The sequence below is a fragment of the Streptosporangium sp. CA-135522 genome (assembly GCF_050949235.1).
Lineage (GTDB): Bacteria > Actinomycetota > Actinomycetes > Streptosporangiales > Streptosporangiaceae > Streptosporangium.
On the sequence record NZ_CP192026.1, the window covers coordinates 8942610 to 8957707 of the forward strand.

The 15098-nt window shown below is 67.5% G+C and carries 12 protein-coding genes; 7 read left to right on the forward strand and 5 right to left on the reverse strand.

Annotation, left to right across the window (positions count from 1 at the left end; all coding sequences use genetic code 11):
- Window positions 1-201 precede the first annotated feature (201 nt).
- Entirely contained in the window at window positions 202-1662 is a 1461-nt protein-coding gene (locus ACQPYK_RS42000) for an acetyl-CoA acetyltransferase (protein WP_433244652.1), read from the reverse strand.
- 315 nt (window positions 1663-1977) lie between these two features.
- On the opposite strand from ACQPYK_RS42000, the gene ACQPYK_RS42005 reads away from it, so the two are divergent.
- The gene (locus tag ACQPYK_RS42005) at window positions 1978-3093 is read left to right on the forward strand and encodes a trypsin-like serine peptidase (protein ID WP_433244655.1); all 1116 of its coding nucleotides are present in this window, start codon (window positions 1978-1980) and stop codon (window positions 3091-3093) included.
- A 150-nt stretch (window positions 3094-3243) separates the two neighbouring features.
- On the opposite strand, the gene ACQPYK_RS42010 is transcribed toward ACQPYK_RS42005, so the two are convergent.
- Complete coding sequence (locus ACQPYK_RS42010; protein WP_433244658.1) at window positions 3244-3777, reverse strand: subtilase-type protease inhibitor; 534 nt, start codon at window positions 3775-3777, stop codon at window positions 3244-3246.
- Between the two features lie 316 nt (window positions 3778-4093).
- On the opposite strand from ACQPYK_RS42010, the gene ACQPYK_RS42015 reads away from it, so the two are divergent.
- From ACQPYK_RS42015 to ACQPYK_RS42030, 4 genes are all read left to right on the forward strand, one after another.
- The gene (locus tag ACQPYK_RS42015) at window positions 4094-5650 is read left to right on the forward strand and encodes a hypothetical protein (protein ID WP_433244661.1); all 1557 of its coding nucleotides are present in this window, start codon (window positions 4094-4096) and stop codon (window positions 5648-5650) included.
- A 226-nt stretch (window positions 5651-5876) separates the two neighbouring features.
- Window positions 5877-7067 (forward strand): trypsin-like serine peptidase, encoded by a 1191-nt coding sequence (locus ACQPYK_RS42020; protein WP_433244664.1) that lies wholly within the window; start codon window positions 5877-5879, stop codon window positions 7065-7067.
- Between the two features lie 136 nt (window positions 7068-7203).
- Entirely contained in the window at window positions 7204-8364 is a 1161-nt protein-coding gene (locus tag ACQPYK_RS42025) for a trypsin-like serine peptidase (RefSeq protein ID WP_433244667.1), read from the forward strand.
- 569 nt (window positions 8365-8933) lie between these two features.
- On the forward strand, window positions 8934-10448 hold the full coding sequence (locus ACQPYK_RS42030) for a hypothetical protein (RefSeq protein ID WP_433244670.1): 1515 nt from the start codon (window positions 8934-8936) through the stop codon (window positions 10446-10448).
- Between the two features lie 143 nt (window positions 10449-10591).
- On the opposite strand, the gene ACQPYK_RS42035 is transcribed toward ACQPYK_RS42030, so the two are convergent.
- On the reverse strand, window positions 10592-11950 hold the full coding sequence (locus ACQPYK_RS42035) for a hypothetical protein (protein ID WP_433244673.1): 1359 nt from the start codon (window positions 11948-11950) through the stop codon (window positions 10592-10594).
- 294 nt (window positions 11951-12244) lie between these two features.
- A complete protein-coding gene (locus tag ACQPYK_RS42040; RefSeq protein WP_433244676.1) occupies window positions 12245-13447 on the reverse strand; it encodes an NAD(P)-dependent malic enzyme in 1203 nt (400 codons plus the stop codon).
- Window positions 13448-13717: 270 nt separating this feature from the next.
- On the opposite strand from ACQPYK_RS42040, the gene ACQPYK_RS42045 reads away from it, so the two are divergent.
- The gene (locus ACQPYK_RS42045; protein WP_433244679.1) at window positions 13718-14251 is read left to right on the forward strand and encodes a CGNR zinc finger domain-containing protein; all 534 of its coding nucleotides are present in this window, start codon (window positions 13718-13720) and stop codon (window positions 14249-14251) included.
- Here the strand turns inward: ACQPYK_RS42045 and ACQPYK_RS42050 are convergent.
- Window positions 14218-14523 (reverse strand): S24 family peptidase, encoded by a 306-nt coding sequence (locus ACQPYK_RS42050; protein WP_433244682.1) that lies wholly within the window; start codon window positions 14521-14523, stop codon window positions 14218-14220. The two genes, ACQPYK_RS42045 and ACQPYK_RS42050, sit on opposite strands and share 34 nt — an antisense overlap.
- A gap of 90 nt (window positions 14524-14613) precedes the next feature.
- Between ACQPYK_RS42050 and sodN the strand changes: the two genes are divergently transcribed.
- On the forward strand, window positions 14614-15015 hold the full coding sequence (gene sodN / locus ACQPYK_RS42055) for a superoxide dismutase, Ni (protein ID WP_433244685.1): 402 nt from the start codon (window positions 14614-14616) through the stop codon (window positions 15013-15015).
- The last annotated feature ends 83 nt before the right edge of the window (window positions 15016-15098 follow it).

Consider the following 15098-nt stretch of genomic DNA (forward strand, 5'->3'; position numbering starts at 1 on the left):
GCGGTCCGGTCACACGGTCCGATGACACGGCCTGATCACGCGGTCCGGTCACACGGTCCGATGACACGGCCTGATCACGCGGTCCGATGACACGGCCTGGTCACACGGCCTGGTCATGATGCCGGCGATCGGCCGCCACCGCGTACCCGCCGCGGATCGGTGTCCGTGCCACCGTGCCGTGATCAGGTCATCGCCGGGCCGTCACCAGGTCGCGACGTTCACCGGCCCGTCGGGGACCAGGCGGATCTTCCTGCCGACGAGCTCACGGGACTCCGCCTCGGCGATCAGGTCGGGGTGGCGAAGGTGGGCGTACGCACGGCCGCCGCCCGGAAGGTCGGCGACGACGATGCCTCGCTCGGCCGCGCCGTCCCTGCCGTACGCGACGGTGTATCCGGCGACGGTCGCGGGCCCCTCGCTCCCGGCCATGATCGGCACCGGCTCGGCGGTGTGCACCGGCACGCCGTCGCCCAGCACACCGCCCGGCTCGGTGGACCAGATCGCGTAGGTGTGCTTGGTCAGATGCATGCCGACCCCGGTGACCAGGCCGTGGCCCGGTTCCGCGCGCAGGCGCCCGGCCATCGCCGCCGTGGAGTGCAGGACGTAATCGCTCGCCGGTCCTCCGGCGTACGGCAGGCCACCGGTGACCGTCAGCCCCCGGGGGTCGAGCGGGGCGAGTCCCGTCGCGGCGCAGGCCGAGCGCAGCGCGACGGCGAAACAGCTGTAGACGTCCAGCGCTCCGAGATCGTCGAGGCCGACGCCGGCCCGCGCGAAGGCATGCCGGGCCGCGGCCTCCATGGCCGGGGAGGAGCCCAGATCGGGCCGGGCTGCGACCTCCCAGGTGTCCTCGGCGTAGGCCCATCCCCGTAGATGGATCCGCCTGTCCCGGGGGACGCCGAGCCGGTCGGCGAGCTCGGTGCTGACCAGGATGGCGGCGGCGGCCTGGTCCACCTCCATGACCGCCACCGTGCGCTTGGTGTACGGCCAGCCGACGAGCCGGTTGTCCTCGGAGGTGGTGACGAGCTCCCGCGGTGTCCAGACCTCCCGATGCCAGGCGTGCGGATTGGCCGCGGCGACCCGTGTCATGGGAGCCATCATCAGGCCCCGGCTCTCCCGCTCCTGCTCGATGGACTCGCGGCCGGCGGCCCGCCGGGCGGTTTCCATGATCGCGTAGGTGTGGACCGGCAGGAACAGGTCGTGGGCGAGCTCGGCCGGGTGCGGTGGGCGTTCCCAGCCGTAGGGCGGTTTGGGATCGGCCGGATGACTCCACCTCACGCGCTCGCCGGCCCGGCGCAGGGCCCTGCGCGTGGCGAGCGCCTCCGCCCCGACCACCAGTGCGGCGTCCATCTGCCCGGCCGCGATCCGGCCGGCCGCCTCGCCGAGGAGCACCTGCGGCGCCGTACCGCTCACCTTGGAGTAGGACCGGTGCCGAGGGACGGCCGTCAGGCGCTCGGCGAGCCTGGCCGCCGGGTCGTCGTACTGCCATGAGTCGGTGTAGACGATCTGGATGGAGTGGAGGCGTTCCAGCACGCCGGGCGCCCCCGCGTCGGCGGCGGCCTCACGGGCGACGAGCTCCCACAGATCCAGCGGCTCCGGTCCCGGCTGCTCGCGAACGGTGTGCTGGGCGACGCCGACGAGGCAGGGAGTTCTGGGGTCCACGCTCATGCGAACATCCAACCAGAACAACATTCGGGTTAACAGTCCGAAGTTGCGCGAGTTACTCGAGAAACGATGGCAAGCATTGTTGCCGATGATGTCCGCGATGTCGGAGAACCCCGAGAAAACCGGCAACCACCTGCAAGGATACCCGCCGGTTAAATTATAACTAATTGCTATTCAAATAACGAGAAAGCATCAAAGGGAACTATTTCTCGCCTTTTCCTGTCAATTCCGCACCGACTTCTTGATCCACGAAGTAACGTTCCGATCGTTTTCCTGGCCGGGGAAGTCCCGTCCCCGGCCGAGAACGAAAGGAGCTCCATGAATTCCCGAGCACGGCGCCTCACGATCCCCCTCACCGGCCTTCTCACGATCGCCGGAGTGATCGGCGCCACCCCCGGAGCCAACGCCGGCACCACCCCCGGCGACGTGGTCAGTTCGGCCGCCTCGGAGACGGCCTCCGAGGCCGCCTCCTTCTGGTCACCGGAACGCATGCGCAAGGCCACCGATGTGGCCGGCGACCTCGACGTCAGCGTCAAGGGCGGCAAGGCCTCCGCCGCCGCCGGCCCCGACGGGCGGGCCGGGTCGGTCCCGCCGATCGGCCAGGAGGGCGCCAGGTCGATCAAGAGCAAGCAGGTCAACCTGCCCAACACCGTCGGCCGGATCTTCTTCACCCTGCCCGGCGCCAACCCGCTGGACCCGCGAAGCTGGAAGTACTGCTCCGGCAGCTCCGTCCAGAGCAAGTACCGCAATCTGGTCGCCACCTCGGCGCACTGCGTCTACGACGTGAAGACCAACCGGTTCTACGACAACTGGATCTTCATCCCGTCCTACTGGGACGGCGACCAGGCGTGGGACGGCAAGAACCCCTACGGCATCTACGCGGCCAAGTGGTTCAACGCGCACGACGACTTCGTGGTCAAGGAGGACTACGACTTCGACTACGCCTTCGTCAACGTCCACTCCGGCTTCAAGGTCAACTGGGAGAAGGACGCCGGCGGCACGTGGAAGCCGGTCATCAAGAACGTCGGCCGGCTCGGCGACAACGTCGGCGGCCAGGGCTTCGCCTGGAACCAGAAGGTCAAGAACAAGGTCTTCTCCTTCGGATACCCGGCCGGCCTGCACCCCGACGGGGACAAGCCCTTCACCGGCCGCACCATGAAGTGGTGCTACGGCACGACGGGCGCCATGCCGGCCGCGCCGCAGTACAACCTCCAGGAGCACGTCGGCTTCAAATGCGCCTTCACCGCGGGCGCCAGCGGCGGCCCCTGGCTTCTGAAGTACAAGAACTCCAGCCGGACCGGCTACCTGAACGGCGTCAACAGCGTCGCCTGGGACACCGACAAGAACGACCGCTACGACAGGATCTCCTCGCCGTACTTCAACGGGGACACCTACCAGGTCTACAGGACGGCGGCCAACCGCTGGACCGGCTGACCGCCGGACAGGTCGATCGCCGAGCAGACTGATCGCGATCATGCCGGCCGGCCGTGAGGCCATTCGACCGGCCGGCATGACGAGGGGCCCGGTCTCCCGACCGGGCCCCTTCGAGCAGCCGCGAGGTCCTGGAACGGTTCCGGAACCGTTCTAGAAGGAGAAGACCGCGCCGGTCGTGCCGTGCAGCGAGCAGGCGTTGCCGAAGGTCCGCTCGTACCGGATGAACCGGCCGTTCCAGAGGCCGGTCGCGGTCACGGTGACCGGGTCGTACTGCATCGTGCACGCCTGGTCCGGCGGTGGCCTGAGCCGGCCGGGGTCGCCCCCCACCCCGGCGAGCGCCTCGCAGGCCTCGCCCACGGCGGGATGGGTGCCGTGCGGCGGGTCGCACACGAGGACGACGGCGCGCGTCGCGGGCGTCGGGTCCTCTCCCTGGGCGATGCTCAGCACGAACGCCTTCACCCCGCGGGGCGGCTTCTGCGCGATCGGCCTGATCGGAACCGGCTTGCCGGAAACCGGCCGGTCCGGGGAAGGCCGGTCCGGAGAGGGCCAGGACGCGACGGGCCAGTCCGAGACGGGATTCACCCCGGACGGGCCGGGCTCGCCCGGTGGAGGCGGCGGCGCGGCGGCGGCCGTACCGGACAGCAGGAAGAGCCCGGCTGCCGCCAGGCAGAACAGACGTCGCATGGAACCCCCCGATTGCGCATGACGCCGAGTGCCCGCTCAGCCTTGCGCAGCGCCCCCACCCCGGCAACCAACCACTCCCACGTTTTCGCAGGTCATGGCCTCGTACAGCACGCGCCCACGGTCCCGGTCAAGCACGGGTAGATCAGACGCGGATCTTGAAAATTCGGTTCCATGATTTTGGTAACGAACTCATATCGGTCCGACCCTCTGCCCGATTTGAGACTCTTTAACCGTTCTTTGCCTAGTACGGTCTCGTCTTGTCTCTTTACGCATGCATGGGCCATCCCGAGTGGCCCATGACAAAGAAGGAGCTAGATTGAACTCCCGAGCCAAGCGCCTGGTCCTCCCCCTCGGTGGTGCCCTCGTGGCCACCACCATGATCGGCGCCCCCCTCGCGGGCGTGGCCCAGGCCGCGCCTCAGCCCGACGTCAAGTCGGCGCCCCTCACCTCGTCCGGTAACGCGAAGGCCATCGCGGGCTACTGGACCGCCTCCAAGCTCAAGTCGGCGAAGAGCTACCTCTCCGACTCCACCGTCTCGGCCAAGCTGACGAAGACCGGCGCCGCGAAGGCCGCCGCCGACGGCAAGCCGGGCACCGTCGCCCCGATCGGCGAGGAGGGCAAGTCGGCGGGCAAGTCGAAGAACCTGAACCTGCCCATCACCGTCGGCAAGGTCTTCTTCGTCGACGGCAAGGGCCAGGAGCGCTGGTGCTCCGGCTCCTCGGTGCAGTCGAAGTTCCACAACCTGGTCGCCACGGCGGGCCACTGCGTCTACGACACCGACACGAACAAGCCGTTCGACAACTTCGTGTTCATTCCCGGTTACTACCAGGGCAAGGCCCCCTGGGGCGTCTACGTCGGCGCCAAGGTCAACACCCACGACGACTTCACCGTCTTCGAGGACTACGACTACGACTACGCCTTCGTCAACGTCTACGACGGCATCAAGCAGCAGCCCGAGCGGGAAGTCGACTACAAGACCTACAAGGAGCACGTCGGTAAGGGCGGCGTCGGCCGCGAGGCGGCCCAGACCGTCGACTACGAGGCCTACGACAGGTGGACCCAGAAGGGCGGCCTCGGCAAGGTCGAGAACGTCTCCTCCGAGGACGAGGTCGGCCCGCAGTACAAGGGCGCCCTCGCCGTCGCCTCCGAGGTCGAAAAGTGGGCCTGGGAGAAGGTCGACGGCGACGTCTACGGCCTGCAGGACGACAAGGTCACCCTCAAGGGCAAGACGCTGGAGCAGGACGCGTGGCCCAAGAGCGGTTCCAAGCTGGAGAGCCGTGTCGAGGCCGTCACCAAGTCCCAGTACGACGACTACAAGGGTTCGGGCTACCGGAAGATCGACGACAAGGGCAACTACACCATCACCCACTACTACGTGGTGAGGTACATCAAGAAGACCGCGTCCGTGAAGTATGTGATCTTCCGTCACTACATCACCACCGTGATCTCCGCCGGTCGGCTCGGTGACAACGTCGGCGGCCAGGGCTTCACCTGGAACCAGAAACTCGGCAAGAAGGTCTTCACCTTCGGCTACCCGACCGCGGCCCACCCCGACGGCAACAAGCCCTACTCCGGCAACACCATGAAGTGGTGCTACGGCACGACCGGCGCGGCGCCCGTCGTCCCGGCCTTCAAGGCCGAGGAGCAGCAGGCGATCAAGTGCGCCTTCACCCCGGGCGCCAGCGGCGGCCCCTTCCTGCTGCAGTACAAGAGCAGCAAGCGGACCGGCTACCTCAACGGTGTCGTGAGCCTGACGATCGACAGCGACAAGAACAACCGCTACGACCGGGTCACCACCCCGTACTTCAACGGTGAGACCTACGGCATCTACAAGCACGCCGCCAACCTCTGGACCGGGAAGCTCCCCTCCTAGGGCTTTTCCGAGGCCTCCTGAGGCGCGGACGTCATGAGCGTGGAAGGGCCATCCGTCATCGGCCCTTCCACGCTTTGACATGGTGCTTATCCTTCGCGGGACAGACTCCACAAGGTGACGGCGTCAAGGCAGATCAAGCCCCCTGGCTGCCCAAAACCCAGTTGATCTGGAAAAATAACCCCCTACGACCCTCGTTCATCCCCTGATCCCTCGAAGGAAGCGCCCCATGCTCCCCCGCGTACGGCGGTTCGCGACCACCCTCGGCGCACTGGTCGCCGGCGGCGTGCTCGCGATGTCCGCGTTCGCCGGAGCCGCGGACGCCGGGACCGCGGGCGCCGACACCGCCTATTACTCGACGCCGGGCAGTATCACCTCCATCACGCTCACCAGGAACAGCGCGGAGATGAAGCGGATCGCGGCGTACTGGAGCCCGTCGAGGATCAAGGAGGCGCAGGACAACACCCCGGCCACGCCCGAGGTCAAGCCGAGCACCGGAAGCGCCACCTCGGCCCCCGCCTCTCCCACGCCCACCAGCACGCCCGCCACCACCGCTGCCGCTGCCGCCACGAACGGTGAGACCACGTTCGTGCCCCTGGCCGCGTCCGGCAACGCCAAGAGCGCGCCCACCGTCGATCCGACCCTTCCCAAGAGGATCCCGCCGAGGACGGGTAACTCCCCGATGACCGTCGGCAAGGTGTTCTTCCGGATGGGGAACAAGGACTACTGGTGCTCCGCCTCGTCGGTGGCGTCCGAGAGCCGCAGCCTGGTCGCCACGGCCGGGCACTGCGCCTACGACGCCAAGCAGGGCAGGAACGCCGACTACTGGATCTTCATCCCGGGTTACGACAGGGGCAGGACCCCGTACGGGATCTACGTCGGCCACTCGATCAACCTGCATGAGGACTTCGTCGGCAGGGGCGACTACGACTACGACTACGCCTTCGTCAACGTGCACGACGGGTTCGTCTGGAAGCCGGGCAAGACGGCGAACACCTACGAGATGGAATCCGTGGGCAAGCTGGAGGACAACGTGGGCGGACAGGGCCTCGTGGTCAAGCGCGGCATCAACCAGGCCACCCTCGCCTTCGGCTATCCCGCCGCCCCCCAGATCGACGGCAGCAGGCCCTACGACGGCCAGGAGCTGAAGTGGTGCAGCGGGCGGACCAGTAAGAGGACCGCCCCCACCTGGCTGGTCGAGCTCGGCATCGCGCTCAAGTGCCCGTTCACCGCGGGGGCGAGCGGCGGCCCGTGGCTGGTCGACTACGACTCCGAGAACGGGCTCGGCTACCTCAACGGCGTCAACAGCTTCGCCTGGGACACCGACACCGACAAGAAGTACGACCTGATCTCCTCGCCGTACTTCATCACCTCCACCTACAACGTCTATCGTTGGGCGGACCGCCAGCGGGCGAAGTGACCTTATGTGCGCCTTAAATGCGCCTTAAGGGAGCCTTGGATCACCTGGCACTCTCCATGTCAATGCATAGGTTTGTTCTTTGTCGTCCCGCAGTTTCCAGGTTCCCGGGAACGTTGCAGCGCAAGGAGCACCTGACTTGAAGCACTCTCTCCTCCCTCTCGGCGGCGCCGTGGTCGCCACCGGTCTGCTGGCCGCCGCCCTCAGCGGCACCGCCCAGGCCAAGCCGGACTGGGCCACCGACAAGATGGCCGGCAGCAACAGCTCGGCGGTCTCCGTCGTCGACTTCTGGGCCGCCTCCAACTTCGTGGCCCTGAAGAAGGCGACCTCCTACTCCCCCGACGCCGCGACCCCCCGGCTGAGCGCCGGTGGCGGCTACTCCCCCGACGGCAGGCCCGGCACCATCGCGCCGATCGGCGCGGAGAAGGCTCCGGCGGCCCGCGTCAAGAACGTCAACCTGCCCAAGACCCTCGGCAAGGTCTTCTTCGTCGCCAACGGCGAGTACCGGTGGTGCTCGGCCACCTCGATCCAGTCGAGGTACCGCAACCTGGTCGCCACGGCCGCCCACTGCGTCTACGACACCGCCAGCAACGGCGACACCCTCGACAAGTGGGTCTTCGTCCCGGGCTACTACCAGGGCAAGGTTCCCTGGGGCATGTACGTCGGCAAGCAGGCCTGGACGCACTACGACTTCGACGTCTTCGAGGACTACGACAAGGACTACGCCTTCGTCACCGTCTACAACGGCGTCGCTTTCGACGGCGTCAAGAAGGTCTCCAAGGCCGACTACGACAGGTTCAGCGGCCCCAAGTGGGGCGGCGGCTCCGGCTACTACGTCGTGCTGTCCAAGGACGTCGGCCGCCTCGGCGACAACGTCGGCGGCCAGGGCTTCACCTGGAACCAGAGCACCGGCAAGCCGGTCTACGCCTTCGGCTACCCGCAGGCGCCCCACCCCGACGGCAACAAGCCCTACAGCGGCGTGACGCCCAAGTACGTCTACGGCAAGCCGTCCGGCAAAGTCTACGTCTCGGCGGCGGAGAAGGTCGAGGAGCACGTCGGCCTCAAGGGCGCCTTCACCCCGGGCGCCGACGGCGGCCCGTGGCTGACGCAGTACAGCAGCAGCAGGCGCCTGGGCTACGTCAACGGCGTCACGAGCCTGTTCGGCGACCAGGACAAGAACAACCGCTACGACCTGATCACCTCGCCCTACTTCGACGGCGAGACCGCGGACATCTACAAGAAGGCCGCCAACGTGTGGTCCGGCAGGATCGTCGGCCCCAACGGCGAGCTCTACAAGTAACCGCACGGCCTCGGACGAGGGGATCGAATCCCTCCTCCGCCTCTTCTCCATCCCGCGGGACCCGGCGCATGCGCCGGGTCCCGCACCCGTTTCCGGGGCTTCGCGGGGCTCTGAGGGACCCGGAGAGACCTTCCGAAGCCGCGGAACCCGGCCCCGAGGGATCTACAGAGGCCCGCAGGCCCTGTTTTTCCGGGCTTTCAGAGCCTCGGCGGCTCGGATTCGGCGGCGGATCGTGCGCGTTAGACGTGACTTCCCGCAAAACGGTGCCATCGATCTCGTGTGATCTGCGTCACATGACAGGTGTGACTGAACGTATCGGGGCACTCACGCCACATCGGTCACATTCGCAACAGGATCATGTCTATCTGCGGAAACGCAGCGCATCACCCTCAACCGCAACAACTACTCCGCGGCGTTTCAAACATCACGGAACGATCTCGGCCCGGCGCATGGGCTTCAAACCCCTCAAAGCGGCTTCCGGTTCTCAAGATCGGCCCTGTATGTTCTGGCTATCCCTTTACTGACGCATGGGACGCAAGAAGCGTTCCACATCAGACCAAGGAGTTACCTTGAAGCGCATCCTCCTCCCCGCCGGTGGCGCCATCCTCGCCACCGGTCTGCTGGCTGCCGGCCTGGCCGGCACCGCGAACGCCAACCCGAACTGGGCCTACGACACGATGGCCAAGGACGCTCCGGCCGCCATTGACGTCGCGAAGTTCTGGCTGACCGTCAACAACGCCACCAACAACCTGGCCAAGGCCACCCCCTACACCTGGGAGACCAAGGCCACGCCGACGCTGAACGCGAGCGGTGGCTACACCCCCGACGGCAAGCCCGGTGTTGTTAACCCGATCGGCGAAGAGAAGAAGGTCGCCGCGAAGGTCAAGAACATCAACTTCCCGAAGAACCTCGGCAAGGTGTTCTTCGTCGACTCTGAGGGCGCCCTGAAGTGGTGCTCCGGTGTCTCGATCCAGTCGAGCTACCGCAACCTGGTCGCCACCGCCGGTCACTGCGTGTACGACGACAAGAAGAACGCCAGCGTCATGGACAACTGGGTCTTCGTGCCGTCCTACTACCAGGGCAAGGACCCGTACGGCGTCTACGTCGGCAAGCAGGCCTACACCCACTACGACTACAGCGTCTTCAACGACCGCGACCGCGACTACGCGTTCGTGACCGTGTACAACGGCATCCAGATCGGTGGCGGCACCCCCAAGGCCGTCACGAAGTCTGAGTACGACGCCTCCACCGGTGCGAAGTTCTCCAAGGACACCGCGATCACCGAGGCCGAGTACAAGAAGGCCGTTGACCTCAACGGTGGCGAGACCGCCGACGCGTGGGCCAAGGCCGAGACGATCTCCGACCCGGTCGGCCCGGACTACCCCGGCGCCGTGAAGGTGTTCGAGGAGGTCACCAAGGAGGCTTACGACGCCGCCCCCGACGGGCAGAAGAACGGCGCCAAGGCCCCCTGGAAGACCTTCACCGAGTCCGTCACCAAGGCTCAGTACGACGCGTACACCGGTAAGGGCTACCGGAAGATCGACGCCAAGGGCAACTACACCATCACCCACACCTTCGTGAAGTACTGGGTGAAGCAGACCGCGGTGAAGTCGTACTTCAAGACGACCTTCTACATCGTCGACGGTTTCCTCAAGGACGTCGGCCGTCTGGGCGAGGTCGTCGGTGGCCAGGGCTTCACCTGGAACCAGAAGACCGGCCAGACCGTGATGGCGTTCGGCTACCCGGCCGACGCTCACCCCGACGGCAACAAGGCCTACACCGGCGTTACGCCGAAGTGGACCTACGGCAAGACCTCGGGCAAGGTGTACGTCTCCGCCGCGGAGAAGGTTGAGGAGCACGTTGGCCTCAAGAGCTCCTTCACCCCCGGCGCCGACGGTGGCCCGTGGCTCGTCAAGTACAGCAACGCCAAGCGTCTGGGCTACGTCAACGGCGTGACCAGCCTCTTCGGTGACCAGGACAAGAACAACCGCTACGACCTGATCACCTCGCCGTACTTCGACGGCGAGACCGCGGACATCTACAAGAAGGCCGCGGCTGTCTGGTCTGGCTCGATCGTCAAGTAGTTCTGACGATCACCTGAGTCCGGGGGTCCAAACCTCGTACTCACCCCGCTCCACCCGAGGGGCCCGGCTCGCGCCGGGCCCCTCGGCCTTTTGCTGGAGATATCCGGAGCAGCGGGGGCTCGGCCGCCATGACGAGGTGCCCGTCAGGCGAGGCTGAGCTCCCTGGTCCGCTCGTTCAGCTCCCGTACGGCCGGCTCACCGGCGAAGGGTGCCAGCCGGCGCCGCAGATCGAAGGCGTAGGACTGGGTGCGGGCCGACTGCAGGCCCCCCGCCAGGTCGAGCGCCTGCCCGGCGGCCACGCAGGCCTGCGCCACCTCGCCGCAGGCGAGCAGCCCCGCCGACAGCAGCGACAGGTTGAACATGCGCCCGCGGACGTAGCGCCCGTCCATGTCCAGCGACCGCGTCGCGTGCCGTACGGTTCCCGGCCCGTCGCCCAGGTCGCGGAAGCAGTGGGCGAACTTGGCCGACAGGTACGCCTCGTCGAAGTAGGCGATCCAGTCGGGCTCCTCACCGGCCTTGCGCCGGTCGAAGGCCAGCTCGGCCTCGTGCAGGGAGTTTCCACACGCGGCGCGGTCGTCCATCAGGGCCTGGGCGTGGGCCTCCAGCGCCTGCGCCTGCGCCAGCAGCGCGAATATGCCCGCGCGGCGGGCCGACAGCTGGGCGGCGCGTGCCAGGTCGAGGGCGTGCGCGGGCTGCCCGATGTAAATGGCCTGGTGACTCATGCCCGCGAGGATCTCCCCGCCGAGCCCGTGGTCTCCCGCCCCCCTGGCCAGCCGCAGCGCCTGGATCAGGTATCGCTGGGCCAGGCCGTGCTGCTCCAGGTCGTAGGCCATCCATCCGGCCAGCCGGGTCAGCTCCGCCGCCGCGGACGCCAGCGCCCTGCCGGTGCTCTCGCCATAGGAGCCGTCACTGAGCAGCGGCGCCACCGCCGTGTCCAGATATTTCACCACCGCGGAACGGACCCTGCCGCCGCCGAACCTGTTGTCCAGCTCGCCGAACGACCGGGTCACCTCCCGGATCGCCGCGATGTCGGCCATGCCCACCCGCCGGGTGCCGCCCGCGACGGGACGGCCCTCCAGAGGAAGGGTCAGCCAGCGCAGGGCCCCGGCGGACCCGGCCCCGATCGCGAAGGTCGAGTCGAGCAGGAACTTCCGTCTTTCCACATCTCCCCTCCACAGTGCCGTCACGGTCGCGATCCCCTCCTGCCACGTATGGGTGAACTCCTGCCCGAGGTCGAGAGGCGTCGATACGGCCGATAGGCCGAGGTCTTCCGAACTGACCGTTCTGCCGAGCCGGAGTGCGAAAATCTCCGCGAGCAGTCCCGGAGCCGGGTCCTTCGGCCGTTGGCCGGCGATCCAGCGCAGGACAGAGCCCTGGTCGTACTTCAGATCCGGCAGGCCCCGTGCCGCGCCGAGATCGTTCAACTTGCGAGACAGCCCTTTATGGGTGAACCCCGCTTCAGCGATGAGTCGCCGAAGCAGGTGGTTGGGCTCGCGTTCCATCGCTCTCCTCACCGTGAGAAGCCGCCGGAGCGTCGAAAACGCCGAAAGCTCGGCCACGCCCCCTGCGCCCGTATCCGTCCCCTCGTGCATACTCTTGCCCAGATAGGTGACGGAGCGCTTTTTTTATAGCACGTTCCGTGACTGTTTTTTGAGATTCCCAAAACTAAAAGACGCCCCTCGCCCGATCGGGCGAGGGGCGTCTTCACAGACGGGCCGGGAGGTCTTCGCGGACACGCCTGGAGATCTTCACGGACGTCCCCGGAGAGGGAACGGAGATCCGGCTGGAGCAGGAGGTCAGAGACGGGCGACTCCGTCGGCACGAGCCTGCGCCGCGACCGCGGCGACGACGGCCGGGGCGACCCGCTCGTCGAACGGGCTGGGAATCACGTAGTCGGCCGACAGGTCGTCGTCTCCGACCACGGCGGCCAGCGCCTCGGCCGCGGCCACCTTCATGTTCTCGGTGATGGTGGTGGCGCGGACGTCGAGCGCCCCCCGGAAGACTCCGGGGAAGGCCAGCACGTTGTTGATCTGGTTGGGGAAGTCGGAGCGGCCGGTGGCCACCACCTGGGCATGCCTGCGGGCGATCTCCGGATGAACCTCCGGGGTCGGGTTGGACAGCGCGAAGACGATCGAGCCGGACGCCATCGACGCGATGGCCTCCTCCGACACCGTCGAGCCCGACAGGCCGATGAAGACGTCGGCCCCGTTCAGCGCCCCCTCGGTCGAGCCCTGCAGGGCGGCTCTGTTGGTGTCGCGCGCCAGGGCCCGCTTCACCGGGTTGAGGTCGTCGCGCCCCTGGTGGATCAGCCCCTTGGAGTCGGCCACGGCGATGTCGCCGATACCGGCGTTGAGCAGGATGCGGCTGACCGCGACGCCGGAGGCGCCGGCGCCGGCCACCACGGCCCGCAGGTCACCGAGCGACCGGCCGGTCAGCCGGGCCGCGTTGCGCAGCGCCGCCAGCACGACGATCGCGGTGCCGTGCTGGTCATCGTGGAAGACGGGGATGTCGAGGAGTTCGCGCAGCCTGTCCTCGACCTCGAAGCAGCGGGGTGCGCTGATGTCTTCCAGGTTGATGCCGCCGAAGGAGGGCGCGAGCCGCGCGACGGTCTCGACCAGCGCGTCCACGTCGGTGCAGTCGAGGCAGATCGGCACCGCGTCGACCCCGGCGAACTGCTTGAACAGCAGGGCCTTGCCCTCCATGACCGGCATGGCGGCGGCGGGCCCGATGTCCCCCAGCCCGAGCACGGCGGTGCCGTCGGAGACGACGGCGACCACGTTGGACACCCAGGTGTAGTCGTTGACGAGCTCGGGCCGCTCGGCGATCGCGGTGCAGACCTTGGCCACCCCGGGGGTGTAGGCGAGCGCCAGGTCCTCGGCGTTGCGGACCGGGACGGTGGAGCGGGTCTCCAGCTTGCCACCGCGGTGCAGGGCGAAGGCCGGATCGAGATCGAGGGATTGGAGGGCTTCGAGGGAAATGGAGGATGGCGTGACGGCCACAGCGACCCCTGTAGTTCAGTCAGACAGACGGATGGATTCCTTCTTAGACGCCCGTTGCAGGCGTGGCCCGGCTTCGGTAGCCGCTCGGGGCCCGCTCGCTGGGAACGGCCGTCTGGAGGGGGTACGGGGGTCACCCGTCGCTTGATTGTGCCACATGTTGAGACTCAGACAGATGACAGAAGTTGCTTACTTTCATTGACATGGTGTCAGCCCTCGCCACACGTGTAATACTCAGAGCCCCATTCATCACTTACATCGATGGATCGCCCGGTGGATCTGACCTCCTACGCCGAGTTGGCCGTCCTGCTCATCAACAGCCCCGACCGGCTGTCCGGTCTGGAAGGGCTGCGCTCCCTCCTGGAGGAGGGGGGCCGCTACCGTCCCGGCTGCCGCATCACCCGTGGCGATCTCGACGCCCTGCGCGACCTGCGCGAGGAGCTCGTCACCGTCTTCGAGTCCGCGGCCGGCGGCGACGAGCAGGACGTGGTCGACCGGCTCAACTCGCTGCTGATCCAGCACCCGGTGCAGCCGCAGATCTCCGGTCACGACGGCGAGCGCTGGCACATGCACCTCACCGAAGGCGGCCGGATGGCCGACCAGTACGCCGTGGGCGCCGTGATGGGCCTGGCCACCATGGTCACCGACCTCGGCGTGGACCGGCTCGGCCTCTGCCAGGCGCCGCCCTGCCGCAGGGCCTACCTCGACACCTCCTCCAACCGGTCCCGGCGCTACTGCTCGGAGCGGTGCGCCAGCCGGGCGAACGTCGCCGCCTACCGCGCCCGCAAGAAGGGCAACGGCCAGTAGCGCAGCACCACCCTGCCGACCAGCAGCGACGGCGGCAGGGCGCCGAAGTCCCAGCTGTCGCGGCGGCCGGGGGCCCGCTGGTTGTCGCTCTCCAGCCACCATCCCCCGTCCGCCTCCCAGGCGGCCCGTTTGACGATCAGCAGCGACGGGTCGGACGGGAGCCGGGCGACGACCAGGTCCCCGGCCCGGATCGGGGCGCCGCGCCGTACCCACAGCCAGTCTCCGGAGCGGAGCGCGGGCAGCATCGAGTCTCCCTCGACACATACTCTCATCGAGCGCAACCCCCTCCCACACGGGTTTTTCAAGACGAGTAAGGTCGGTACTGGACCAAGCTGATCTCAGCATCAAGGAAGGATTTTCCGATGCTCGCACGACTTCTGCGACCCAAGCACGTCGCGTCCGCCCACTGCGACCTGCCGTGTGGCGTGTACGACCCCGCTCAGGCTCGCATTGAGGCCGAGTCCGTGAAGGCCATCATGGAGAAGTACGCCGCCAACGAGGACCCGGTCTTCCGCACTCGCGCGCTCATCATCAAGGAGCAGCGGGCCGAGCTGGTCAAGCACCACCTGTGGGTGCTGTGGACCGACTACTTCAAGCCCCCGCACCTGGAGACCTACCCGCAGCTTCACCAGCTCTTCTGGGACGCCACCAAGCTGGCCGGCGCCGCGGGCGGCAAGGGCACCGTCGACGCCTCCCAGGCCGACGAGCTCCTGGCCAAGATCGACGAGATCTCCAAGATCTTCTGGGCGACCAAGGCCGCCTGAGCGGGTCGTGTGAGGGCGCTGCGGTGATCCCGGCCGAGGAGCCGGAGGCCGGGCGGATGAGCGGCGGGGCGGAGCGCCGTCCG

What these genes read in the sequence shown, in the direction of transcription:
- ACQPYK_RS42010 (WP_433244658.1), bottom strand. Translation starts at nt 3,777, where the DNA reads ATGCGACGTCTGTTCTGCCTGGCGGCAGCCGGGCTCTTCCTGCTGTCC.
- sodN (WP_433244685.1), top strand. Translation starts at nt 14,614, where the DNA reads ATGCTCGCACGACTTCTGCGACCCAAGCACGTCGCGTCCGCCCACTGC.
- ACQPYK_RS42050 (WP_433244682.1), bottom strand. Translation starts at nt 14,523, where the DNA reads ATGAGAGTATGTGTCGAGGGAGACTCGATGCTGCCCGCGCTCCGCTCC.
- ACQPYK_RS42035 (WP_433244673.1), bottom strand. Translation starts at nt 11,950, where the DNA reads ATGGAACGCGAGCCCAACCACCTGCTTCGGCGACTCATCGCTGAAGCG.
- ACQPYK_RS42020 (WP_433244664.1), top strand. Translation starts at nt 5,877, where the DNA reads ATGCTCCCCCGCGTACGGCGGTTCGCGACCACCCTCGGCGCACTGGTC.
- ACQPYK_RS42000 (WP_433244652.1), bottom strand. Translation starts at nt 1,662, where the DNA reads ATGAGCGTGGACCCCAGAACTCCCTGCCTCGTCGGCGTCGCCCAGCAC.
- ACQPYK_RS42005 (WP_433244655.1), top strand. Translation starts at nt 1,978, where the DNA reads ATGAATTCCCGAGCACGGCGCCTCACGATCCCCCTCACCGGCCTTCTC.